The sequence below is a fragment of the Kosakonia cowanii JCM 10956 = DSM 18146 genome, assembly GCF_001975225.1.
Taxonomy (GTDB): domain Bacteria; phylum Pseudomonadota; class Gammaproteobacteria; order Enterobacterales; family Enterobacteriaceae; genus Kosakonia; species Kosakonia cowanii.
The window spans coordinates 2,286,784-2,310,126 of record NZ_CP019445.1; the positions used below are offsets into that span (position 1 = coordinate 2,286,784).

Annotated in this window: 16 protein-coding genes and 1 pseudogene; 13 read left to right on the forward strand and 4 right to left on the reverse strand. The window is 59.2% G+C overall.

The features are described 5' to 3' along the window. The first annotated feature begins 12 nt into the window (after window positions 1-12). From yaiA to ppnP, 3 genes are all read left to right on the forward strand, one after another. Window positions 13-204 carry a protein YaiA gene (gene yaiA, locus BWI95_RS10755; RefSeq protein ID WP_034812321.1) on the forward strand — a complete coding sequence of 64 codons (192 nt, stop codon included), beginning with the start codon at window positions 13-15 and terminating at the stop codon, window positions 202-204. 224 nt (window positions 205-428) lie between these two features. Then, the gene (locus BWI95_RS10760) at window positions 429-1,109 is read left to right on the forward strand and encodes an AroM family protein (RefSeq protein ID WP_034812323.1); all 681 of its coding nucleotides are present in this window, start codon (window positions 429-431) and stop codon (window positions 1,107-1,109) included. A gap of 86 nt (window positions 1,110-1,195) precedes the next feature. After that, window positions 1,196-1,480: a pyrimidine/purine nucleoside phosphorylase gene (gene ppnP, locus BWI95_RS10765; RefSeq protein WP_054804570.1), complete on the forward strand. Its 285-nt coding sequence runs from the start codon at window positions 1,196-1,198 to the stop codon at window positions 1,478-1,480. A gap of 77 nt (window positions 1,481-1,557) precedes the next feature. Here ppnP and rdgC read toward each other — a convergent pair whose 3' ends face one another. Next, window positions 1,558-2,469: a recombination-associated protein RdgC gene (gene rdgC / locus BWI95_RS10770; protein ID WP_023478948.1), complete on the reverse strand. Its 912-nt coding sequence runs from the start codon at window positions 2,467-2,469 to the stop codon at window positions 1,558-1,560. 99 nt (window positions 2,470-2,568) lie between these two features. Between rdgC and mak the strand changes: the two genes are divergently transcribed. Continuing rightward, window positions 2,569-3,477, forward strand: a complete 909-nt coding sequence (mak, locus tag BWI95_RS10775; RefSeq protein ID WP_054804569.1) for a fructokinase — start codon at window positions 2,569-2,571, stop codon at window positions 3,475-3,477. 600 nt (window positions 3,478-4,077) lie between these two features. On the opposite strand, the gene sbcC is transcribed toward mak, so the two are convergent. Next, complete coding sequence (sbcC, locus tag BWI95_RS10780; RefSeq protein ID WP_076769456.1) at window positions 4,078-7,218, reverse strand: exonuclease subunit SbcC; 3,141 nt, start codon at window positions 7,216-7,218, stop codon at window positions 4,078-4,080. Next, window positions 7,215-8,417 carry an exonuclease subunit SbcD gene (gene sbcD, locus BWI95_RS10785; protein ID WP_054804603.1) on the reverse strand — a complete coding sequence of 401 codons (1,203 nt, stop codon included), beginning with the start codon at window positions 8,415-8,417 and terminating at the stop codon, window positions 7,215-7,217. Before sbcD ends, sbcC begins: the two co-directional genes overlap by 4 nt. A gap of 197 nt (window positions 8,418-8,614) precedes the next feature. Between sbcD and phoB the strand changes: the two genes are divergently transcribed. The 7 genes and pseudogenes from phoB to BWI95_RS10820 all read left to right on the forward strand — a co-directional run bounded on the left by phoB (window position 8,615) and on the right by BWI95_RS10820 (window position 20,068). After that, the gene (phoB, locus tag BWI95_RS10790) at window positions 8,615-9,304 is read left to right on the forward strand and encodes a phosphate response regulator transcription factor PhoB (RefSeq protein ID WP_023481914.1); all 690 of its coding nucleotides are present in this window, start codon (window positions 8,615-8,617) and stop codon (window positions 9,302-9,304) included. A 21-nt stretch (window positions 9,305-9,325) separates the two neighbouring features. Next, window positions 9,326-10,624: a phosphate regulon sensor histidine kinase PhoR gene (gene phoR / locus BWI95_RS10795; RefSeq protein ID WP_054804602.1), complete on the forward strand. Its 1,299-nt coding sequence runs from the start codon at window positions 9,326-9,328 to the stop codon at window positions 10,622-10,624. Window positions 10,625-11,031: 407 nt separating this feature from the next. After that, entirely contained in the window at window positions 11,032-12,351 is a 1,320-nt protein-coding gene (gene brnQ / locus BWI95_RS10800; RefSeq protein ID WP_054804601.1) for a branched-chain amino acid transporter carrier protein BrnQ, read from the forward strand. Window positions 12,352-12,436: 85 nt separating this feature from the next. Next, window positions 12,437-13,786, forward strand: a complete 1,350-nt coding sequence (gene proY / locus BWI95_RS10805) for a proline-specific permease ProY (RefSeq protein ID WP_054804600.1) — start codon at window positions 12,437-12,439, stop codon at window positions 13,784-13,786. Between the two features lie 344 nt (window positions 13,787-14,130). After that, entirely contained in the window at window positions 14,131-15,948 is a 1,818-nt protein-coding gene (malZ, locus tag BWI95_RS10810; protein ID WP_076769457.1) for a maltodextrin glucosidase, read from the forward strand. 55 nt (window positions 15,949-16,003) lie between these two features. Next, a pseudogene (locus tag BWI95_RS10815) lies at window positions 16,004-18,704 on the forward strand (DUF2339 domain-containing protein). Next, window positions 18,701-20,068, forward strand: coding sequence for a DUF3999 domain-containing protein (locus tag BWI95_RS10820; protein WP_076769458.1), 1,368 nt, complete (start codon window positions 18,701-18,703; stop codon window positions 20,066-20,068). The pseudogene BWI95_RS10815 and the gene BWI95_RS10820 overlap by 4 nt, the downstream one beginning before the upstream one ends. Window positions 20,069-20,305: 237 nt before the next feature. Here the strand turns inward: BWI95_RS10820 and acpH are convergent, their stop codons facing one another. Then, the gene (gene acpH, locus BWI95_RS10825; RefSeq protein WP_054804377.1) at window positions 20,306-20,887 is read right to left on the reverse strand and encodes an ACP phosphodiesterase; all 582 of its coding nucleotides are present in this window, start codon (window positions 20,885-20,887) and stop codon (window positions 20,306-20,308) included. Window positions 20,888-20,980: 93 nt separating this feature from the next. On the opposite strand from acpH, the gene queA reads away from it, so the two are divergent. Continuing rightward, the gene (gene queA, locus BWI95_RS10830) at window positions 20,981-22,045 is read left to right on the forward strand and encodes a tRNA preQ1(34) S-adenosylmethionine ribosyltransferase-isomerase QueA (protein WP_076769459.1); all 1,065 of its coding nucleotides are present in this window, start codon (window positions 20,981-20,983) and stop codon (window positions 22,043-22,045) included. 158 nt (window positions 22,046-22,203) lie between these two features. After that, window positions 22,204-23,331, forward strand: a complete 1,128-nt coding sequence (tgt, locus tag BWI95_RS10835) for a tRNA guanosine(34) transglycosylase Tgt (protein WP_023481912.1) — start codon at window positions 22,204-22,206, stop codon at window positions 23,329-23,331. Window positions 23,332-23,343: the final 12 nt, after the last annotated feature.

Consider the following 23,343-nt stretch of genomic DNA (forward strand, 5'->3'; position numbering starts at 1 on the left):
GGAGAATAAGCTATGCCGACTAAACCGCCCTATCCGCGTGAAGCCCGTGTTGTAGCTGTTGAGAAGGGACCCAGCGACGCGACTGTCACCTGGTATGAACTGCGCGCGGATCATCCGAAGCCGGACTCATTGATCAGCGAACACCCCTCGGAGCAGGAAGCGCTGGATGCGAAAAAGCGTTACGAGGATCCCGATAAAAGCTAACCCGGCGATCCCGCCAGTATGATTTCCTGAACCTTTCAGAAAGTCGCTTGCATCACATTTTTTGACTGGCTTAATGCCAGTCACTGTTTATATTCATTATTACTGGAATTTATTAGAACACAGGAGTGGCACATTCTCTTTACACGGCGGCGGTGATCCATCCTCCGTCGGTTGTTGTGTAGAGAATCATAACTAAAAGCAGTTTTGAAAGGCGGTAAGCAAAGATGAGTGCGACGTTGGCGATCCTCACCATAGGTGTGGTGCCGGTAAAAGAGATCCTGCCGCTTCTGGCAGAGCATGTTTCAGAAGATCAAATCACCCATGTCAGCCTGCTGGGGAAGATGGACCCGGCACAAGTTCGTATCGATTATTGCGTTGATCCCGGCGAGACCGCCATCCCGACACGTCTGAGCGACGACAGCCTCGGCATGGTTTCGCGCCAGAAGGTGGAGCGCGATCTGCAAAGCGTGATCGAAGTGCTCGATAACCAGGGGACCTATGACGTCATTCTGCTGATGAGCACCGCCGATATCCGCGGCTTAAACGCGCGAAATGCCATTCTGATTGAACCGCAGCGCATCATTCCCCCGCTGGTTGCCTCGATTGTTGATGGTCACCAGGTCGGCGTGATTGTGCCGGTACCTGAACTGATGGCACCGCAGAAGAAGAAGTGGCAGGTGCTGGAAAAAGAGCCACTGTATGAGCTCTGCCACCCCTATCAGGCGAGCGAGACGGAATTGATTGACGCCGGAAGAGCGCTGCTGGAACGCGGTGCCGATGTACTGATGCTCGACTGTCTTGGCTTCCATCAGCTGCATCGCGATCTGCTGCAAAAAGCGCTGGATGTCCCGGTTTTACTCTCCAATGTGCTGGTGGCGCGCCTGGCCTCAGAACTGCTGGTATAGCCGCAGAACGGCGCAATTTCGCGTGACATCACTTAAGCCCGGCCTCTATAGTGGTTTTCCAGTCATTTCTCTATAAGGGCCTGTTTATGCTTCAAAGTAATGAATACTTTTCCGGTAAAGTGAAGTCCATTGGGTTTACCAGCAGCAGCACCGGCCGCGCCAGCGTCGGCGTGATGATGGAAGGGGAGTACACCTTCTCCACCGCGCAGCCGGAAGAGATGACGGTGGTCAGCGGCGCGCTGAATGTGCTGTTGCCAGGCGAAACCGAATGGAAAACGCATGCCGCCGGCGAAGTGTTCAATGTCCCGGGTCACAGCGAATTCCATCTGCAGGTCGCCGAGCCGAGTGCCTATCTCTGCCGTTATCTGTAACGCTTGCGCCTTCCGGCGACAAAAAAGCCCGGTAGCGCTGCGCTGACCGGGCCTGTGAAAGTGAGTCGCTAAAATCGTTAGCGCTGGGCTTCGCCGCCCAGGCCTTCCACCAGATTTTGAATCAGTGCCGCCAGCTCGCCGGTCATCAGAATAAAATCGGCATCGAAACGCTGGGCATAATCTTCCCGGTCGATATCTTCATTCTGATCGCGCAGCTCATCGCTGAACTTCAGGCGTTTTACCGAGCCATCATCACAGATCATAAACTGGATGCGCTGCTGCCAGTCGAGGGCCAGTTTGGTCACCACTTTGCCTGCTTCAATGTGCACGGCGATTTCGTCGCTCACCAGATCCTGCTTTTTCGCGCGGATCACGCCGCCATCTTCCAGCATCGCTTTCAGCTCGGCTTCGTCCAGCAGTTGGAACCCTTGCGCGACGGTGCCGGAGCGTACCCACTCGGTCAGCGTCAGCTCAATCGGGTTTTCCATCGTCAGCGGTACGACCGGGAGAGAGCCGAGGCTTTTACGCAGCAGCGCCAGCGTATCTTCCGCTTTTTTTGCGCTGGCGCAGTCGACCATAATCAGGCCGTTGACGGTGTCGATCCACATCATCGTCTGGCTGTAGCGGCTGAAGGCGCGCGGCAGCAGCGAGTGCAGCACTTCATCTTTCAGCGCATCTTTTTCGGTTTTTTTCAGTTTGCGCGCCTGCTCGGCTTCAAGGCGGGCGATTTTCGCTTCCAGCGCCTGTTTCACCACCGGCGTCGGCAGGATTTTCTCTTCTTTACGCGCGCAGATAATAATCTGACCGTTGTTGGTGTGGGTCAGCGCTTCGCTGTGTGAGCCCATCGGTGGAACCCAACCGGTTTTCGCCATATCCTGACTACCGCATGGCGTAAACGAGAGCGGGGCGAGCTGTTTTTCCATCTCTTCCGCACGGAGCGCCACATCGCGGCTGAGACGGTATACCATTAAATTTTTGAACCACAGCATGATTTTTTCCACGGCCTTGTCGTTAAATGCAGCGGGCATAATAGCGAATTGTCGCCGCGCTTGCATTGCTAATGCGTGGTCCACTACGAGGAGTTTGATGTGCGTATCGGTATCGATTTGGGTGGTACAAAGACAGAGATTATTGCGCTGGACGAGAGCGGCGAGACGCTGTTCCGCCATCGGCAGCCGACGCCGCGCGACTATCTGCAGACCATTGAGCTTATCGCTTCGCTGGTCGACTTAGCGGAAAAAGAGACCGGCCAGCGCGGCACGGTTGGCATGGGTATTCCGGGCTCTATCTCGCCCTATACCGGGGTGGTGAAGAACGCCAACTCCACGTGGCTCAACGGTAAACCCTTTGATAAAGACTTAAGCCAGCGCCTTAATCGTGAAGTGCGCCTTGCGAACGATGCCAACTGTCTGGCGGTGTCGGAAGCGGTCGACGGCGCGGCAGCGGGCGCGCAGACGGTGTTTGCGGTGATTATCGGCACCGGCTGCGGCTCCGGTATTGCGCTCAATGGCCATTCGCATATCGGCGCTAACGGTACGGCGGGCGAGTGGGGGCACAATCCGCTGCCGTGGATGGATGAGGATGAGCTGCGTTACCGTAATGAAGTGCCCTGCTATTGCGGCAAACAGGGGTGCATTGAGACCTTTATCTCCGGCACCGGGTTTGGCACCGATTACCAGCGACTGAGCGGCCAGGCGTTGAAGGGCAACGAGATTATTCGCCTGGTGAACGAGCAGGACGCGGTTGCCGAGCTGGCGCTGAGCCGCTATGAGATGCGGCTGGCGAAATCACTGGCGCATGTGGTGAATATCCTCGATCCCGATGTGATCGTGCTGGGCGGCGGGATGAGTAATGTCGATCGTCTGTACCAGACTGTACCCGGTTTAATGCAGAAGTGGGTTTTTGGCGGCGAGTGTGAAACGCCAATCCGCAAAGCGTTGCACGGGGATTCCAGCGGCGTGCGCGGCGCCGCATGGCTCTGGCCGCAGGGGGAGTAGGCCGCGAAACCGCCCAGGCCGGATAAGCGGTTACGCGCCATCCGGCAATTGGACTGGATTGGTGGAAGGGTTCCGTTCACCAGGCGTTGGGGAGTTTCATTAATCTCTTGTGCAGTGAACGGGACAAGGGGGGGGCCGCTCCCCCCTTGTCAATCCCCGCGGCCCCGCGAGGAAATCGGTGCTGCGCACTGCGCTCACCTCCCGCGTGCCTGACTGCGGCCGGCTCGACTCGACTTGCTCGCCCGTTCCGGGACTCGCTCCCTGTCTCGGTTCGCCTCTGTCCGCCATCCATGGCGTCCAGACCTTGTCATTCACGCTCCGGCTCGCCGATTTCAGCGGGGACACAACCCCATCGCTTTCATATTGCAGATAAAAGCAAAGACGGTGTCGCTGCAGGCTCGCTTTTGTAGGCCGGATAAGGCGTTAGCCGCCATCCGGCAATGGTGCCGCGGAGATAATGCCGGATGGCGCGTACCGCTTATCCGGCCTACGCGGTTTCAGCGGCATGATGCCGCTGCCTACTGCACCTGGTGAACGGAACCATTCCACCAGTGCAACATGCCGCACCCATTGCCGGATGGCGGCTACGCCTTATCCGGCCTACTGCACCGCATACTTCCCATCCAGCTTGCTGTAGCCAAGCCCGTTTATCTTCTTCACCTTAATCTGCACCGGAATTCGCTCCTTCATCGCCTCGACGTGGCTTATCACGCCGATGGTTTTGCCGGTGGCATTTAACGCATCGAGCGCATCCAGTGCCGTATCCAGCGTTTCACTATCCAGCGTGCCGAAGCCCTCATCGAGGAACAGCGAATCAATACGCGTTTTGTGGCTCACCAGATCGGATAGCGCCAGCGCCAGCGCAAGGCTCACCAGGAAGCTTTCGCCGCCGGAGAGCGTGCGGGTATCGCGCACCGCATCCGCCTGCCAGGTATCGACCACCTCCAGCTCCAGCGCATCGCTCACTTTGCGTTTGAGCAGATAGCGCCCGTGCAGGCGGGTCAGCTGGTTATTTGCCAGCCAGACCAGGTTATCCAGCGTCAGCCCCTGGGCGAACTTACGGAACTTATCCCCCTCTTTGGAGCCAATCAGCGCATTGAGATGGCCCCAGTCATCGCAGCGGGCGCTGGCGTGCTCAATCTGCTGTAGCACTGTCTGCTGGCGTTTGCGGTTATCCGTATCCTGTTTCAGCTGCTGGCGCACCTCGCCCTGGCTGGTGGTGTTCTCGCGCAGCTGTCGTGCAAGCTGCTCCAGCGTCGGAGCGGTGCTCTCCACGCTGGCATCCGCCGCAAGCCCGGCGGGGCGCTGCTGCTGATGGTCAGTGAGCGCCTGCTCTGCGCTTGCCGCCAGTGCCTGTTTCTGCTGGCAATCGCTCTCCAGCGTCTGGCGCAGCTGCGCAAGGCGTTGATGTTCGCCATCATCAAGCAGGGCGCGCAGGAAGGCGTCGCGATCGTCAAAAATGCTCGCCGCCAGCGCATCGTTAAATGCCTGCTCAGATTGACGCTCGCTCTCCGCCACCTGCGCCAGTTGCTGATGCAGGGTTTGCCACTGGCTTTGCAGCGCCAGGCAGGCATCGTGCACTTTGCGCCACCCCTCCAGCGCCACGCGTGCTTCGCCAACGGCGATATCGTCTTCGGGCAGCGTGTCGAGGATTGGCGCCAACTGCGCCAGCTGCTCCTGCAACGCGGTAAGCTGCTGCTGATGCGCCTGCCACTGCTGCGCTTCATCGGCGCGCGCGGCCAGCCACGACGCTTCGTCATCTTCGGCGGGCAGCGCCAGGTCGAGTGCTGCAAGGGTGGCGGCCAGGCTTTCGCGGCGGCGCTCAACCGCCTGCTGATACTGCTCGCTCTGCTGGCGCAGCTCATTGATCTGTTGTTGCAGGGTGAGGCGCTGATTGAGCAAGTAAAGCTGATGCTCGTAGGCATCCTGCGCGCTTTGCCAGCTGTTGAGATCGCGCTGCGGCTCAAGGGTAACGTTCAGCGCGGCGCAGGCCTTTGCCCACGCCTCAAGCCAGCTGCGCTCCTCTTCCTCAAGCAGTTTCGCTTCGCGCTCATCTTTCTCGTAACGCTCGGCGAGGCCTTTTAGCCGCTCACCGAGCGCCACGCCCGCCTCCTTCATCGTGCGCACTTCCAGATCGAGTGCATTAAAGCGCGTCTGGTTTACGCCCGGCTCGATGGCCTGATAGTGGGCGACCGCCGGGTGCTCCGTTGCGCCGCACAGCGGGCAGGGGTGGCCAGGCTGGAGGCGCGCGCGCTCGCTTTCGAGATCCTTAATCCGGCTCTCCAGCTCGCAAATGGTGCGCACCTCGCTCAGTAACTGATTCTTCTCTTTATAGAGCTCGCGTTTGCGCGCCAGCTCGGCGGTCAGTTTCTCCTGCTCCGCTTTCAGATCCAGCAGGCTCTGCTGGCGCTGGCTCAACTGCTTGCGCAGCGGCGCGTAGCGGGCGTGCAGGGCGGTAAGCTGCTGGCGCAGCGGGCGGTTTTGCGCGCAGAGCGCCATCGCCGCCGCCGTCTCCTCAAGGCTCATCTCAAGGGTGGAGAGTGGCAACGTGCGCAGGCGCTCCTGCTGACTCTGCACCCGCTGCTGCGCCGCGAGCCACTGCTTTTTCTCCTCCGCCAGCTGGCTGAAGAGCGCTCGCCAGCCGGTTAATTCACTCTGCCAGCGCTGGAAGCGGGCATGCTCGTTTAACCACGTCTCCAGGATTTGCCGCGACGCAAGCAGCGAGGCTTGCTGCTGCGCGGCGCTGGCGCGTATCTGCGCGCGTTGTAACAGGCTGGCCTGTAAGCGAGTATTCACTTCCTCGCTCTGCGTGCGGGTACGCGTCAGGGTTTTACGCTGCTCTTCAAGCCGCTCCCACAGCGGGCGAAGCTGCTGCGCCGGTTGCGCCAGTTCAAGAGCCGCAAGCTGCGGCCTGGCGTCATTACGAGCCTGCAGCGCCTGCGCCAGCGTCGCTTTCGCCCGCCCGCGCGCCGCTTGTAGCTCCGCTTCGCGGCTGAGCCACTGTGCCTGCGCCTGCGCACTGCGCTGGGCGCTCAGCAGCGTCTGCTCTTCGTCAGTCAGTACTTGCAAACGTTGCTCAAGCTGCGCCCGCTGCTCGGTATCCAGCAGAACGACGCCCTCGGCCTGCGCGCGCAGCTGTTCCAGCTCGCCTTTGGCGCTTTTATGCTTCTCAAACACCATCGCCGAAATCTGCCCGTAGATCTCGGTGCCGGTCAGCTCCTCGAGCAGTTCGGCGCGCTCGCGCGGTTTGGCATTGAGGAATGCGGCGAACTGCCCCTGCGAGAGCAGCATTGAGCGGGTGAAACGGCCATAATCCAGCCCGGTGAGGGAGGCGGTGAGATCGAGCTTATCTTTGACTTTATCGGCGAGGATCTTCCCTGTTTCGCAAAGTGCCAGCTCGACGCGCGGGGCCTGCAAATTGCCATCCGCCAGCCCGCGGGCGCGCGTCTGGCTCCAGAAGGCGCGATAGGCAACCCCTTTGACTTCAAACTCCACCTCCGCCAGACACTCGGCGGTATCGCGGGTCATCAGGTCGTTTTGCGACTGTGACAGGGTGCTGAGGCGCGGCGTTTCGTGATAGAGAGCAAGGCAGATTGCATCCAGCAGGGTGGTTTTCCCGGCCCCGGTGGCACCGGTAATGGCGAACAGCCCGTTGCTGGCGAAGGGCTCTTCGGTAAAGTCGATTTTCCACTCGCCTTTCAACGAGTTGATATTTTTCAGCCGTAAACTGAGGATCTTCATGCGTCATTCTCCTCATCCAGCGCCTGACGGGTCTCGCTGAACAGCGTATGTAAGCGCGCACTCTGCATCTCGTCGAGCTCCTCCTGTGCCAGCCTGCGGTCAAAGACCTCTTCCACTTTTAATTCGCTTAAGGTTTCGCGAAGCTCGCCTGCCATCAGGCGATTACGCAGTTCGCGGCTGCGGCGTAACAGCAGCACTTCAACGGGCAGATCTTCGGTTACCTGCTGGATTTTGCGCTGCATATCGACCAGATAGTCGCTGCTGACAATCTCAATATCGAGCCACACCGGCGGCGTGCTGGGCGCATCGCGCCACTGCTCAAGCTGACGGCAGATATCGGCAAACTCGCCCTTAATCACCGCCAGCGGCTGAGTGGCGGGCACGTCAAGCGTGGTCACCTCTGCCAGCTTGCCGTCAGCGAATGTCACCAGATTGACACCTTTACTTTTTCCGGTCTCATCAAAGCTGAGGGGAATCGGCGAGCCGCAGTAGCGAATATGCTCCGTGCCGCCGATTTTCTGCGCGCGATGGATATGGCCGAGCGCGATGTAATCCGCCGGGGGAAAGTTTTGTGCAGGGAAAGCATCCAGCGTGCCGATATAGATATCACGCACCGCGTCACTTTTACTGGCGCCGACGGTAGTCAAATGGCCGCTGGCGATAATCGGTAACGGCTTATCGCCGCGCAGGTCGCAGGCGGCCTGATACTGCTGCTGGTAGTAGTCGGTGATGGCTGCCAGCAGGTGCTGCTGTTTTTGCTGCCCGGACATCCCCGCCTGGCTGACGGTAATGTCGCGCGGGCGCAGAAAGGGCACCGGGCAGAAGACCGCGCCGGGTTCGCCGTCGCGGCGATAGAGCAGAAACGGCGCAACGCCTGCGCTGGCAACCACGGTGGTGTTGAGATAAGCGAGGATCTCTTTTGATTCATTGAGGGTCGCCACAGAGTCATGGTTGCCTGCCAGCACGATTAGCTGGCAGCCGGTGCGCTGCAAATTGACCACAAAGCGGTTATAGAGCTCGCGGGCGTAACTTGGTGGCGATCCGGTATCGAAAATGTCGCCCGCCACCACGATAGCGTCGACCTGCTGCTGCTCGGCCGTGGTTAACAGCCAGTCAAGAAAAGCGCTGTGCTCGGCGGCGCGGCTTTTGCTGTAGAAGTTTTGGCCGAGATGCCAGTCCGATGTGTGAAGAATGCGCATAGTGGTCCCGTGGCAAAAAAGCATAACGGCGATTATAAACATTAAGCGGGTCAGGGACATCGCCTGGCGCAAATTTGCGTTGTCACAATCGCGCGGGCTGGGTCATATAGCGGTCATGTTATTCATAAATCTGTCATAAAACTGACGCATAATGGCGACGCTATTTATACTGCAGACTAATTAATACAGGGCGAATGATGGCGAGACGAATTCTGGTCGTGGAAGACGAAGCACCGATCCGTGAAATGGTGTGCTTTGTGCTCGAACAAAATGGTTTTCAGCCGGTTGAAGCTGAAGATTTTGACAGCGCGGTAAACCAGCTTAATGAACCCTGGCCGGATCTGGTGCTGCTGGACTGGATGTTACCCGGCGGGTCCGGCATTCAATTTATCAAGCACCTGAAGCGCGAAGCGATGACCCGCGATATTCCGGTGATGATGCTCACCGCGCGCGGTGAAGAGGAAGATCGCGTTCGCGGCCTTGAGACGGGCGCCGATGATTACATCACCAAGCCCTTCTCGCCGAAAGAGCTGGTGGCGCGCATTAAAGCCGTGATGCGCCGCATTTCGCCGATGGCGGTGGAAGAGGTGATTGAGATGCAGGGCTTAAGCCTTGATCCCTCCTCCCATCGCGTTATGACCGGCGAAAATCCCCTCGATATGGGCCCCACCGAATTTAAACTCTTACACTTCTTTATGACCCACCCGGAGCGCGTTTACAGCCGCGAACAGCTGCTGAACCACGTCTGGGGCACCAATGTCTATGTTGAAGACAGAACCGTAGACGTGCATATTCGTCGTCTGCGTAAAGCGCTGGAAGGGAGTGGACACGACCGGATGGTGCAGACGGTACGCGGCACGGGATATCGTTTTTCGACCCGTTTCTGAAATTTGACAGGAGTGTGACGCGTGCTGGAAAGGCTGTCATGGAAAAGGCTGGTGCTGGAGCTCCTCCTTTGTTGTATCCCCGCCTTTATTCTGGGCGCGATGTTCGGCTATCTGCCGTGGTTTTTGCTGGCGGCAGTGACCGGGCTTCTGATCTGGCACTTCTGGAATCTGCTGCGTCTCTCCTGGTGGCTATGGGTCGATAAAAGCATGACGCCGCCGCCCGGCACCGGCAGCTGGGAGCCGCTGCTCTACGGCCTGCACCAGATGCAGATGCGCAATAAAAAGCGCCGCCGCGAGTTGGGCAACCTGATCAAACGCTTTCGCAGCGGCGCCGAGTCGCTGCCGGATGCGGTGGTATTGACCACGGAAGAGGGGATGATCTTCTGGTGTAACGGCCTTGCGCAACAACTGCTGGGGCTGCGCTGGCCCGATGATAACGGGCAGAACATCCTCAACCTGCTGCGCTACCCCGAATTTACCCAATACCTGAAAAGCCAGTCCTTCAGCAAACCGCTCAATCTGGTGCTTAACAACGGTCGCCACCTGGAGATCCGCGTAATGCCCTACAGCGAACAACAACTGCTGATGGTGGCGCGTGATGTCACGCAGATGCACCAGCTGGAAGGGGCCAGACGCAACTTCTTCGCTAACGTCAGCCATGAGCTGCGCACACCGCTGACGGTGTTGCAGGGCTACCTTGAGATGATGCAGGAGCAGACGCTGGAAGGCGCGCCGCGTGAAAAAGCATTACACACTATGCGTGAGCAAACCTCGCGGATGGAGGGGCTGGTGCGCCAGCTTCTGACCCTGTCAAAAATCGAAGCGGCGCCGACGCATGGCGCAAATGAAGTGATTGATGTGCCGATGATGCTGCGCGTGGTGGAGCGGGAAGCGCAAACCCTCAGCCAGCAGAAACAGAGCTTTAGCTTTGAAATCGACAGCCAGTTGAAAGTGCTGGGCAGTGAAGAGCAACTGCGCAGCGCCATCTCAAACCTGGTCTATAACGCGGTGAATCACACCCCCGCCGGGACGCACATTACCGTGCGCTGGCAGCCGGTGGCGCACGGCGCTGAGTTCAGCGTTGAGGATAATGGGCCGGGGATCGCCGCCGAGCATATTCCACGCCTCACCGAGCGTTTCTACCGCGTGGATAAAGCGCGCTCGCGCCAGACCGGCGGTAGCGGGCTTGGGCTGGCAATAGTCAAACATGCGGTTAATCACCACGATAGCCGCCTTGATATCAGCAGCACGCCGGGCAAAGGGACGCGTTTTAGCTTTGTCCTGCCGGAACGCCTGATTGCCAAAAACGCCCACCCATAACCCCCTTGTCAGCTTATCTTTCCGGCGGCTCGTGACGGCGAGCCGCTCTGCCTCGCCTCATCCCGCGCCTGCAACGTAGTTTGTACGGTTGTTGCTTTTTTGTTCGCACGATCAGCCACGTGTTTTTCTGATAAATAGAGTTTTTCACTGGCTGGATTCTACTGTTTAGTATAACTATCTGGTTTTGCGATCCCGACTTGCCTTTAAACGTTATAAGCGTTTAAATTGCGCCCCATGCATTGTCAGACCGACTGTGTTTGCGTGGTAAACCGAAAAACTATTCTTCGCCACGCAGTGCATTAAGCATTTCCCGCTGATTTAACGCGTTAATGATGCGTTATTGTCCGGTGCGGAGAGGCTAATTATTCAACATATTTACGACACCACATCCACAGGCAGTAAACATTATGACCCATCACTTAAAACCGCGTGACATCATCGCGCTGGGCTTTATGACCTTCGCACTGTTTGTTGGTGCAGGTAATATTATTTTTCCTCCCATGGTCGGCTTACAGGCGGGTGAATTCGTCTGGACGGCGGCGCTGGGCTTCCTGATTACTGCAGTGGGCCTGCCGGTGCTAACGGTGGTTGCGCTGGCGAAAGTGGGCGGCGGCATTGATAGCCTTAGCACCCCGATCGGCAAAGTGGCCGGCGTGCTGCTGGCAACGGTCTGCTATCTGGCCGTGGGGCCGCTGTTCGCTACGCCGCGTACCGCAACCGTTTCGTTTGAAGTGGGCATCGCGCCGCTGACCGGCGACGGCTCTATGGCGCTGCTGATCTACAGCCTGGTCTACTTTGCGCTGGTGATCCTGGTCTCTCTCTATCCGGGCAAACTGCTTGATACCGTTGGCAATTTCCTCGCACCGCTGAAAATCATCGCTCTGACGATTCTGGCAATCGCCGCGCTGGTGTGGCCAGCCGGTCCGATCAGCCACGCGCTGGAAGCCTACCAGACCGCGCCGTTCTCTAACGGTTTCGTCAATGGCTACCTGACGATGGACACCCTCGGCGCGATGGTCTTCGGGATTGTTATCGTTAATGCCGCCCGTTCGCGCGGCGTGACCGAAGCGCGTCTGCTGACCCGCTACACCGTCTGGGCGGGCCTGATGGCCGGTGTTGGCCTGACGCTGCTCTACCTGGCGCTCTTCCGCCTCGGCTCCGACAGCGCGACGCTGGTCGATCAGTCTGTTAACGGCGCGGCGATTCTGCATGCCTACGTCCAGCACACCTTTGGTGGTGCGGGCAGCTTCCTGCTGGCGGCGCTGATCTTCATCGCCTGCCTGGTGACGGCGGTTGGCCTGACCTGCGCTTGCGCAGAGTTCTTCGCCCAGTACCTGCCGCTCTCTTATCGTGCGCTGGTCTTTATCCTCGGCATCTTCTCCATGGCGGTCTCAAACCTTGGTCTGAGCCACCTGATCCAGATTTCAATTCCGGTGCTGACCATGATCTATCCGCCGTGTATCGTGCTGGTGGTCTTGAGCTTTACCCGCTCTTTCTGGCATTGTTCCACCCGCGTAATTGCGCCGACCATGTTTATCAGCCTGCTTTTTGGTATCCTTGACGGCGTGAAAGCCTCCGCGTTTGCTGAGCACCTTCCGCTCTGGACACAGCGCTTACCGCTGGCGGAGCAGGGCCTGGCCTGGCTGTTGCCGAGCCTGGTGATGGTGGTTCTGGCCGCTATCTGGGATCGCGCGGCGGGACGTCAGGTGACTTCCAGCGCGCATTAACAGCAGCAAGCACGGTTTGTTGAACCACGGGGTAGCGCACTCCGTGGTTTTTTATTTTTTGTGATGAATAACGGCAGTGGAAACGATGGAAAGTACGAATAAGCTGAAGCGTGGGCTAAGCACCCGCCACATTCGCTTTATGGCGCTGGGTTCAGCGATCGGCACCGGGCTGTTTTACGGCTCCGCGGACGCCATCAAAATGGCCGGGCCCAGCGTGTTGCTGGCCTACATTATCGGCGGGGTTGCGGCGTATATCATTATGCGTGCGCTGGGCGAGATGTCCGTGCATAACCCCTCCGCCAGCTCCTTCTCACGCTATGCGCAGGAAAACCTCGGCCCGCTGGCCGGTTATATCACTGGCTGGACCTACTGCTTTGAAATTCTGATTGTGGCCATCGCCGACGTCACCGCCTTCGGCATCTATATGGGCGTCTGGTTCCCGACGGTGCCGCACTGGATCTGGGTGTTGAGCGTGGTGCTGCTGATCTGCGCTATCAACCTGATGAGCGTAAAAGTCTTCGGCGAGCTGGAGTTCTGGTTCTCTTTCTTTAAAGTCGCCACCATTATCATCATGATCGCCGCCGGTTTCGGCATCATCATCTGGGGTATCGGCAACAGCGGGCAACCGACCGGCATCAGCAATCTCTGGAGCCACGGCGGCTTCTTCAGTAACGGCTGGCTGGGCACGGTAATGGCGCTGCAAATGGTGATGTTCGCCTACGGCGGCATCGAAATCATCGGTATCACCGCCGGTGAAGCGGAAGAGCCGGAGAAGTCGATTCCGCGCGCCATCAACTCGGTGCCGATGCGTATTCTGGTGTTTTATGTCGGCACGCTGTTCGTGATTATGTCGATCTACCCGTGGAACCAGGTGGGCACCAACGGTAGCCCGTTTGTGCTGACCTTCCAGCATATGGGCATCACCTTTGCCGCCAGCATCCTGAACTTTGTCGTGCTGACCGCTTCCCTGTCGGCGATCAACAGCGATGTGTTTGGTGTCGGGCGTATGCTGCACGGCATGGCGGAGCAGGGCAGTGCGCCGAAAATGTTCGCCAAAACCTCCCGCCGCGGTATTCCGTGGGTAACGGTGCTGGTGATGACGCTGGCGCTGCTGATGGCGGTCTATCTCAACTACATCATGCCGGAGAATGTCTTCCTGGTGATTGCCTCGCTGGCGACCTTCGCGACGGTATGGGTGTGGATTATGATCCTGCTGTCGCAGATTGGTTTCCGCCGTCGCCTCTCGGTGGATGAAGTGAAAGCGCTGAAGTTTAAAGTGCCGGGCGGCGTGGCGACCACCGTTGCCGGGCTGATCTTCCTGGTGTTTATCATCGCGCTGATTGGCTGGCACCCGGAAACCCGCATTTCGCTCTATGTCGGCTTTGCATGGATTGTGCTGCTGCTGATTGGCTGGGCGTTTAAGCGCCGGGCGTAATCTCCGGTAGCGTCGTTTTCCTTCGTAGGCCGGGTAAGGCGCAGCCGCCACCCGGCGTTATGCCTGATGGCGCTACGCTTATCAGGCCTACGATCTCTGCGCATTTAAACGCTGACATAAATTCTCTGGCGTTATTGTTTCGCCCTTGTAGGCCGGGTAAGGCATAGCCGCCACCCGGCGCTGTGCCTGATGGCGCTGCGCTTATCGGGCCTACGATCTCTCCCCCATTTTTTTCGTCTTACCTCTGCGCCCCGTCTCTCAACCCCTTAAAAAATTTGAAAGAAGGAGGCGTGCCGGGCCGAACGTTGGCTACAGTGATCCTGATTACGTAAAGGGGATCGTTGATGTTGAATGCATGGCACCTGCCCGTCGCGCCGTTTGTCAAAGCGCACCAGCAGCAGTTAATCATTAACCTCTGGCTGCGCGGAACGGATTTACCGTCGCGCGTCACGCTGCGAATTGAGATCGATAACGAAGAGACGCCGGTTGCAATGCACCGCGCGCGCAACACCGCCAATAATGGCGTCACCCTCTGGCGCGCCGCCATTGATATCAGCAACGGCCAGCCGCGCCGCCGCTACAGTTTTAAGCTGCTGTGGGACGATCGCCAGCTCTGGTTTACCCCGCAAGGGTTTAGCCGCTTCCCGCCCGCCAGGCTTGAGCAGTTTGCCATCGATGCGCCCGATGAAGGCCCGGCGTGGGTCGCCGATCAGGTCTTCTACCAAATCTTCCCGGATCGCTTTGCCCGTAGCGAAGCGCGCACCGCACAGCAGGATCAGCGTTACTGGCACCATGCCGCAGGGCGCGAAATTCGTTTTTGTGACTGGGATGAGCCGCTTACCGGCGAGGCGGGCGGGTCGACCTTTTACGGCGGCGATCTGGACGGTATCAGCGAAAAGCTGCCGTACCTGAAAAAGCTCGGCGTCACCGCGCTCTACCTCAACCCGGTGTTTGTCGCGCCCAGCGTGCATAAATATGACACCGAAGATTACCGCCACGTCGACCCGCAGTTTGGCGGCGATGAGGCGCTGCTGCGTCTGCGCCATAACACCCAGGAGAACGGCATACGCCTGATCCTCGACGGCGTCTTTAACCACACCGGCGACTCCCACGGCTGGTTCGACCGCCATAACCGCGCCACCGGCGGGGCCTGCCATAACCCCGATTCGCGCTGGCGCAGCTGGTACAACTTTGATGAGAATGGCTACGCCCATGACTGGCTGGGCTACGCCAGCCTGCCGAAACTCGACTACCGCTCTTCGTCGCTGATTGAGGAGATCTATCAGGGTGAGGAGAGCATTGTGCGCCACTGGTTGAAAGCGCCATGGAATATGGACGGCTGGCGGCTCGACGTGGTGCATATGCTGGGTGAAAACGGCGGGGCGCGAAATAACCTGCATCATGTAAGCGGCATCACCCGGGCGGCGAAAGAGACCCAGCCGCAGGCCTATGTAGTGGGCGAACACTTTGGTGACGCGCGCCAGTGGCTGCAGGCGGATGCGGAAGATGCGGCGATGAACTACCGCGGCTTTACCCTGCCGGTGTGGGCGTTTCTCGCCAATACCGATATCTCCCTCGATCCGCAGAGTATCGATGCCCAGACCTGCGCCGCGTGGATGGATAACTACCGCGCTGCGCTCTCGCATCAGCAGCAGCTACGGATGTTCAACCAGCTCGATAGCCACGATACGCCGCGCTTCAAAACCATTCTTGGCAAGGATATCGCCCGCCTGCCGCTGGCGGTGGTGTGGCTCTTCTGTTGGCCCGGTACGCCGTGCATCTACTACGGTGATGAAGTGGGGCTGGATGGCGCGAACGATCCCTTCTGCCGCAAGCCCTTCCCGTGGGATAAAACGCAGCAGAATAGCCACCTGCTGGCGCTCTACCAGCGGATGACAAAGCTGCGCGCCCGCAGCCAGGCGCTGCGTCACGGCGGCTGTCTGGTGGTCTATGCCCGGCAGGATGTGCTGGTTTTTCTGCGCGTTTATCGCCAGCAGCGGGTGCTGATTGCCATTAACCGTGGCGAGGCGTGTGACGTAGTGCTGGAAGATTCACCGCTGCTGCAAGCGAAACAGTGGCGGCTTCTGGAAGGTACAGGTAACCTACAGGACGGCGTGCTGACGCTTTCAGCTATCAGCGCTTCTGTCTGGTCTGCCTCCTGAGCCTGCGTGCGGGGAGGCGGGCGTAACGTCTCCCCTTTAGCGAAGGCGAAAGTACATGGATGGTCTTCTGATATTCGGTGTCATCGTGCTGATTCTGGCGCTGGTCGTGGTGCCGATAATGGCGATTGTCGCCTGGCGGCGCAGCCTTGCCACGCAGGTCGAACTGCAACTGCTGCGCCAGCGCGTCAGCATACTCGAACAACGGGCAATTGCGCCTGCGGCAAGCGAGGAACCGGCCGTTGAGCCGATAAACGAGCCGGTAAGCGCAGCGCCTGAGGTGCCACCGCCACCTCCTGAGCCGCAGCCAATTGCGGCAAGCGAAATCACCCCTGCACAGCCGCAACCCGCACCCAATGTCTGGGGACGCAAAGTCGCGACGGCAGAGCCGACGCCTGCACCTGTGGTGCGCGAACGTGAAGAGGCGAAAGCATCGGATGGCGAATCCTGGGGCGTGGTTACCGCGCTGGTGCGCTGGTTTATGCAGGGCAACCCGCTGGCGAAACTGGGCGTGGTGCTGCTCTTTATCGGTCTCTCTTTCCTGCTGCGTTACAGCGTTGAATATGCGCTCTTCCCGCTGGAGTTGCGGCTTGTCGCCGTGGCGGTTGTCGCGCTGGTGCTGCTGGTTCTCGGCTGGCGATTGCGGCATAAACAGACGGTCTTTGCCCTTATTCTGCAGGGCGGGGCAGTAGGTGCACTCTATCTCACGGTGTTTGGCGCGTTTCGCCTCTGGCAGATGCTGCCGATGACGCTCGCCTTTGCGCTGCTGATTGTGATCTGTGCGGCGAGCGTCGGGCTTGCGGTGCTGCAACGCGCGCTGAGCCTGGCGCTGCTGGCAAGCCTCGGCGGCTATCTCGCGCCGATCCTGCTCTCAACCGGAGGCGGGAGCCATATCGCGCTCTTCTCGTTCTATCTTCTGCTCTCCGTCGGTATTCTCGCCATCAGCGTATGGCAGCACTGGCGCGAGCTGAATATCCTCGGCATGTTCTTCACCTTTGGCGTGGCCGCCCTGTGGGGCATTGCCAGCTATCGCCCGGAAGATTACCTCAGCTGTCAGCTCTTCCTAATCGCTAATCTGCTGATCTTTGGCGTCTTCAGCGTTGGCCTCTCCCTGCGCGCCCAGCGCCGGGGCGAGCGCATTATTGACGGTGTGCTGCTGTTTGCACCGCCGCTGGCGGGTTTTGGCATGCAGTACGCCATGACCCAGCACTGGACCTACGGCCCGGCGTTCAGCGCCCTTGGGTTTGGTCTCTTCTACCTGACGCTGGCCGCAGTTGCCCTTAAACGCTTCCCGACAGCCGGTAAACCGCTGGTGCTCGCCGCGCTGGCGCTGGGCGGCGCGTTCGCTACGCTCGCTATTCCGCTGGCATTGTCCGCGCGCTGGACGGCAATGGCCTGGTCGCTTGAGGGGCTAGGCGTGCTGTGGCTCGGTGTGCAGCAACAGCAGCGCCGCATGAGCTACAGCGGCACGGCGCTGTTACTGCTGGCGCTCTTCAGTGCGCTGTGGGCGGTGGCTAATGGCATCACCGCGCTCTCGACGCTGATGATCTTTGCCGTACTCAGCGCAAGCTGGCTGATTGGCGCGTGGCTGTGGCGCACTCTTCGCCGTGAGGGAAGCTGGCTGCTGCTGGCGGGCGGCATCCTCTTCTGGATTGTCGCGCTGGCCGGCGCGGCAGAACTGCTACTGCCGCATTCGATGCAGGTGGGCTTTGGTCTGCTGCTACTGGTGGCGCTCTCTGTATGGCTATGGCGTGCAGGCAGCCTGCGTTTTGCCTGGCCGGAGCTTGGTCTTGCCCAGTGGTTACTGTGGCCGGCGATGGCGCTGTTAATCGGCGAGCGTCTGGTTGCTCAGGGGCACTTGTTGGCCTCCGGCTGGCAAAACCTGGTCTGGTGCGTGGCGCTGCCTTCCGCGCTATTACTGCTGCGTAAAGCGGGCAGCACGCTGTTACCGCGCCTGTCGCAAGGGCTGCACATCTCCCTTTTCTGGCTGCTGTTGATCGCGGCTGGTAGCGAGTTGTGGTGGTTTGTAGACGCGCTGCCGTGGGTAACGCGCCGTGGCGCTGGGGCTGCCGATGGCGGCGGGCGGCGCGGTGATTATGCTGACGCTGGCGGCGGTGCGCCGTAATCTGTGGCCGTTCCGCGTCTGGCCTGCGCTTTATGGCGCGCAGGCGCTGGCACCGCTGGTGCCGCTGCTCATCATCGCCTTGCTGTTTGCCAACCTGAACGACGGCAAGGTGATGGGAATGCCGTACCTGCCGCTGCTCAATCCGCTGGAAGAGGGCGCGGCGTTCGCGCTGCTCGGCGTGTGGCTCTATACCCAGTTCGCCTGGAAACACTATCCCCATTTCGCGCCCGATCTCCGGAGCGCCCGCCCGTGGGCGCTCGCTGCGCTGGCTTTCTGGTGGCTGAATGGCATCCTGCTGCGCGCGCTCTCCTGTTATGGCGAGGTGACGTGGAGTGCGGAAAGCCTGTGGGCGTCGCGGCTTATCCAGACGACGTTTGCTCTCTTCTGGATGCTGATTGCGCTGGTGGTGATGATCCGCGCGACGCGTCGGCAGGCCCGCCAGCAGTGGCTGGTTGGTGGAGGGTTACTGGGCGTTGTGCTGTTGAAACTGATGCTGGTCGACAGCGCGGGCGGCGGCGGGCTGGCGCGCGCCATCGCCTTTATCGGCGTCGCGGTGCTGGTGCTGATCGTGGGCTATTTTTCACCCCTGCCGCCCAAAGCGGCGCGGGAAGAGAACGAGGGAGAAGGACAATGAAAAGGCTGTACGGATTACTGTTAAGTACGCTGCTTTGCGCCCCGGCGGGCGCTGCAGATCTCCCTGAAAAACCGCAGGATTATGCCCGCGGCGTAATGCTGGATGTGCCGCAGCCCTCCTCATGGTATCGCGTCGATCTGCCCCAGGAGGTCTATGCCCATAGCGCATGGCCAGATCTGCGCGATGTGCGGGTGTTTAACCAGGATGGTGAGCGGGTACCGTTCGCTCTTGAAACGCAAAGTACCAAAACCACGACTCCTGAAGCGGTGCCGCTGCGCGTCTTTCCGCTGGATGCGTCGCCCGCAGGCGGCGCGGCACAGGAGGAGAATGTTGTGCGCCTCCAGGCGCCATCCGGGGTAGAGATCCGTATTGAAGGTGACGCCTCAAAACCGGTCGGGAAGAGCTATTTGTTGGTGCTGCCTTCTACTCTGCCCAACACGTTTACTCTTGGCGAGATCAAACTCGGCTGGCAGGAAAACGGCCAGAACTGGCGCAGCAAAGTCTCCGTCCTGGTGAGCCGCGATATGCGCAGTTGGGATACGTTGCAGGATGATGCTCCGGTGATGGCGCTGGCGAGCGGGAACGACAAGCTCAGGCTCGATCGTATACAGCTCCCGGAAATGCAGTTACCCGATGGCAGCCATTATCTGCTGCTGGTGTTTGATACGCCAAACCTGCCGGTCACCATCTCCGAGGCGACAGCCATGCCTGGCCGCCAGCCTGCACCGCTTGAAAAAATGGAGATGACGGGCAACGGGCGGCAGATTTCACCGACCGAGGCGCAATATCAATGGCCGCAGCCACAGCCGTTCCGCTCACTCTCGGTTGGCTTTAACGACGATGCGGTGTTGCCGGCAGAGATTGCCATTCGCCGCACAGCTACCTCACCGTGGCAGCCGCTGACCAAAACCGTGCTCTGGCAACGTAACGGGCAGCGATCCGCACCGGTGGAACTGGCGGGCGAGACGGTACAGGCGGTGCGCATCACCACCCTGGACGCACGACTGCCTGATACGCTTCCTGAGGTCTCCGGTAGCCGCGATCGGCTGGCGCTGGTGTTTAACGCCCAGGGGAAAGGGCCGTTTATGCTGGCGTGGGGAAATAAAGCGGCGCAGCCTGCCGCCGTCACGCCGGATACGCTGATCCCGCCGGATCTGCGTAAGCAGCTCGATCCCGCGTCGATTCCTGATGCGTTTGTGGGAGAAAACATCAAGCTGGGTGGAGAGGCGCGCATGACGGCGACCTCCGTCACCGAACAGCAGGGGATGTGGAAAACGTTGCTGGTGTGGGGGGCTTTAGTGCTGGGCGTCGCGGTGCTGGCGTGGATGGCGATCCGCATCTGGCGCGAAGCGCAGAGCCGCTAAGGTGTGACACCGATAAAGTGCCGGATGGCGCTGCGCTTATCCGGCCTACAAAACCTGCGTTGCACCATCTTGTAGGCCGGATAAGGCGTAAGCCGCCATCCGGCAATGCAGACCGCACTCAACCCGTAGGCCGGATAAGGCGCGAGCCGCCATCCGGCGATGCAGATCGCACTCAACCTGTAGGCCGGATAAGACGTAAGCCGCCATCCGGCAATGCAATGCCAAACGTGACGGCGTCTACAACGTCCCCGCCTGCGCCTGCGCCATCATGCGTGGGTAAAACGTCCAGAACTGCGTTTCCAGCGCGTGATAATTGGCATCCAGATCCTGCCATGAGTCACGCAACGCCTCCAGCCGCGGACGGCGGCTCGCCATGCCGTTGAGCACATTCTGGATAAACGCCATCTCGCCGTAGCGCTCCATCCAGCGCTCCGACCATAAGTAATTGTTCAGATTGATAAAACGCGGCGGCGAATCGGGCAGAATAGTTGCCACCTGCGAATGGGCGTAGCGGATAAAATCCACCAGTTCAATATCGGGCGAAACCTTTGCCCAGTGGCGCGAGAGGAAGTGGTCCCACATCACATCAAGCGTAATCGGCGCAACCCGCCGCGTTTCGGGGCGAAACCACTCGCGGGCGACCTTCACCTCCGGCAGATTGTCGGTCAGCACATCAATACGGCGATGCATATGGATCCCCGCCACTACCTCCGGTGCGTAGAGGTTTTCCGGGTTGCCGCGAACAAAATCCGCCAGCAGGTTACCGGCAAGGGAGCTGTTCGCCAGGTGGGCAAGGTGCAGGTGTGCTAAAAAATTCATCTCTATTATTTATCCAAAAGCGGCTAACGGTTGCAGCGAAGGGGCGTGGGCACTAGACTACCCGCCTCTTATTTTATGTCTCGAGTCAGTGTCATGCGCGTTACCGATTTCTCCTTTGAGTTACCCGAATCCCTGATTGCCCACTATCCACAGCCTGAGCGCAGCAGCTGTCGCTTACTGTCGCTGGATGGCCCAACAGGCGCGCTGACGCACGGTACTTTCACCGATCTGCTCGATAAGCTCAACCCGGGCGACCTGCTGGTGTTCAACAACACCCACGTTATTCCGGCGCGTCTGTTCGGGCGTAAAGCCAGCGGCGGCAAGATTGAAGTGCTGGTTGAGCGCATGCTCGACGATAAACGTATTCTGGCACATATTCGCGCCTCGAAAGCGCCGAAGCCGGGTGCCGAGCTGCTGCTGGGCGACGCGGAGGATATTCAGGCCACCATGGTCGCCCGCCACGACGCGCTGTTTGAAGTGGAATTCCACGATGAGCGCCCGGTGCTCGATATTCTCAACGCCATCGGCCATATGCCGCTGCCGCCCTATATCGATCGCCCGGATGAAGACGCCGACCGCGAACTCTATCAGACGGTCTATAGCCAGAAGCCTGGTGCCGTTGCCGCGCCGACCGCAGGCCTGCACTTTGATGAGCCGCTGCTCGAGCGCCTGCGCAACAAAGGCATTGAAATGGCTTTTGTCACGCTGCACGTCGGTGCCGGCACCTTCCAGCCGGTGCGGGTTGATAGCATCGAAGATCACATCATGCACTCCGAATATGCCGAAGTGCCGCAAGAGGTGGTTGATGCGGTGCTGGCGGCAAAAGCGCGCGGCAACCGCGTCGTGGCAGTCGGCACGACCTCCGTGCGCTCGCTGGAGAGCGCCGCGCAGGCGGCAAAAGCGGATCTGATCGAACCCTTCTTCGGCGACACGCAAATCTTTATCTATCCGGGCTATCAATACAAAGTGATTGATGCGCTGGTGACCAACTTCCACCTGCCGGAATCGACGCTGATCATGCTGGTCTCTGCGTTTGCCGGGTATCAACACACTATGAATGCGTACCGCGCCGCAGTTGCTGAAAAATATCGCTTTTTTAGTTACGGGGACGCGATGTTTATCACGTACAATCCGCAGGCGATTTTAGAGCGCCCTTAACAGGGCTATTTTACGTGCCCTTCTGGACCCGGGCAGTGCCCGCGTCCAGAGTGGCTGCGCCAATAACGCCTTGCGTGCGGATTGGTCAATTCGAGGTTGTGGAGTGAATCCGCAACAGAGAGTAATCATCAGACTGTCTATCTGGTGTTGGAGAAAAGATGAAATTCGAACTGGATACCACCGACGGACGCGCCCGCCGCGGCCGGCTGGTGTTTGAGCGCGGCGTGGTTGAAACGCCGGCGTTTATGCCTGTTGGCACCTACGGCACCGTGAAAGGGATGACCCCGGAAGAGGTTGAAGCCACCGGTGCGCAGATCATTTTGGGTAACACCTTCCACCTCTGGCTGCGTCCCGGCCAGGAGATCATGAAGCTGCATGGCGATCTGCACGACTTTATGCAGTGGAAAGGGCCAATCCTTACCGATTCCGGCGGCTTCCAGGTGTTCAGCCTCGGCGATATCCGCAAAATCACCGAAGCGGGCGTTCACTTCCGTAACCCGATCAATGGCGATCCGATTTTCCTCGATCCGGAAAAGTCGATGGAGATTCAGTACGATCTCGGCTCCGATATCGTGATGATCTTTGACGAGTGTACGCCGTACCCGGCGGATTGGGATTACGCCAAACGCTCAATGGAGATGTCTCTGCGCTGGGCAAAACGTAGCCGCGACCGCTTTGACGGGCTTGGCAACAAAAACGCGCTGTTCGGCATTATTCAGGGCAGTGTTTACGAAGATTTACGCGATATCTCCGTCAAAGGTCTGGTAGAGATAGGCTTTGATGGCTACGCTGTCGGCGGTCTTGCTGTGGGCGAACCGAAAGAGGATATGCACCGCATTCTGGAGCACGTCTGTCCGCAGATCCCCGCAGACAAACCGCGTTACCTGATGGGCGTAGGTAAACCGGAAGATCTGGTCGAAGGCGTGCGTCGCGGCATCGACATGTTCGACTGCGTCATGCCGACGCGTAACGCGCGTAACGGCCACCTGTTCGTGACCAACGGCGTGGTGAAAATCCGTAACGCAAAATATAAGAGCGACACCAGCCCGCTCGATGCCGAGTGTGATTGCTACACCTGTCGCAATTATTCGCTCGCCTACTTGCATCATCTCGATCGTTGCAACGAAATACTGGGCGCGCGTCTCAATACCATTCATAACCTGCGCTACTATCAGCGCTTAATGGCTGGTTTACGCAAGGCTATTGAAGAGGGTAAATTAGAGAGCTTCGTAGCAGATTTTTACCAGCGTCAGGGTCGACCGGTTCCACCTTTGAACGTTGATTAATTTAATAATGAG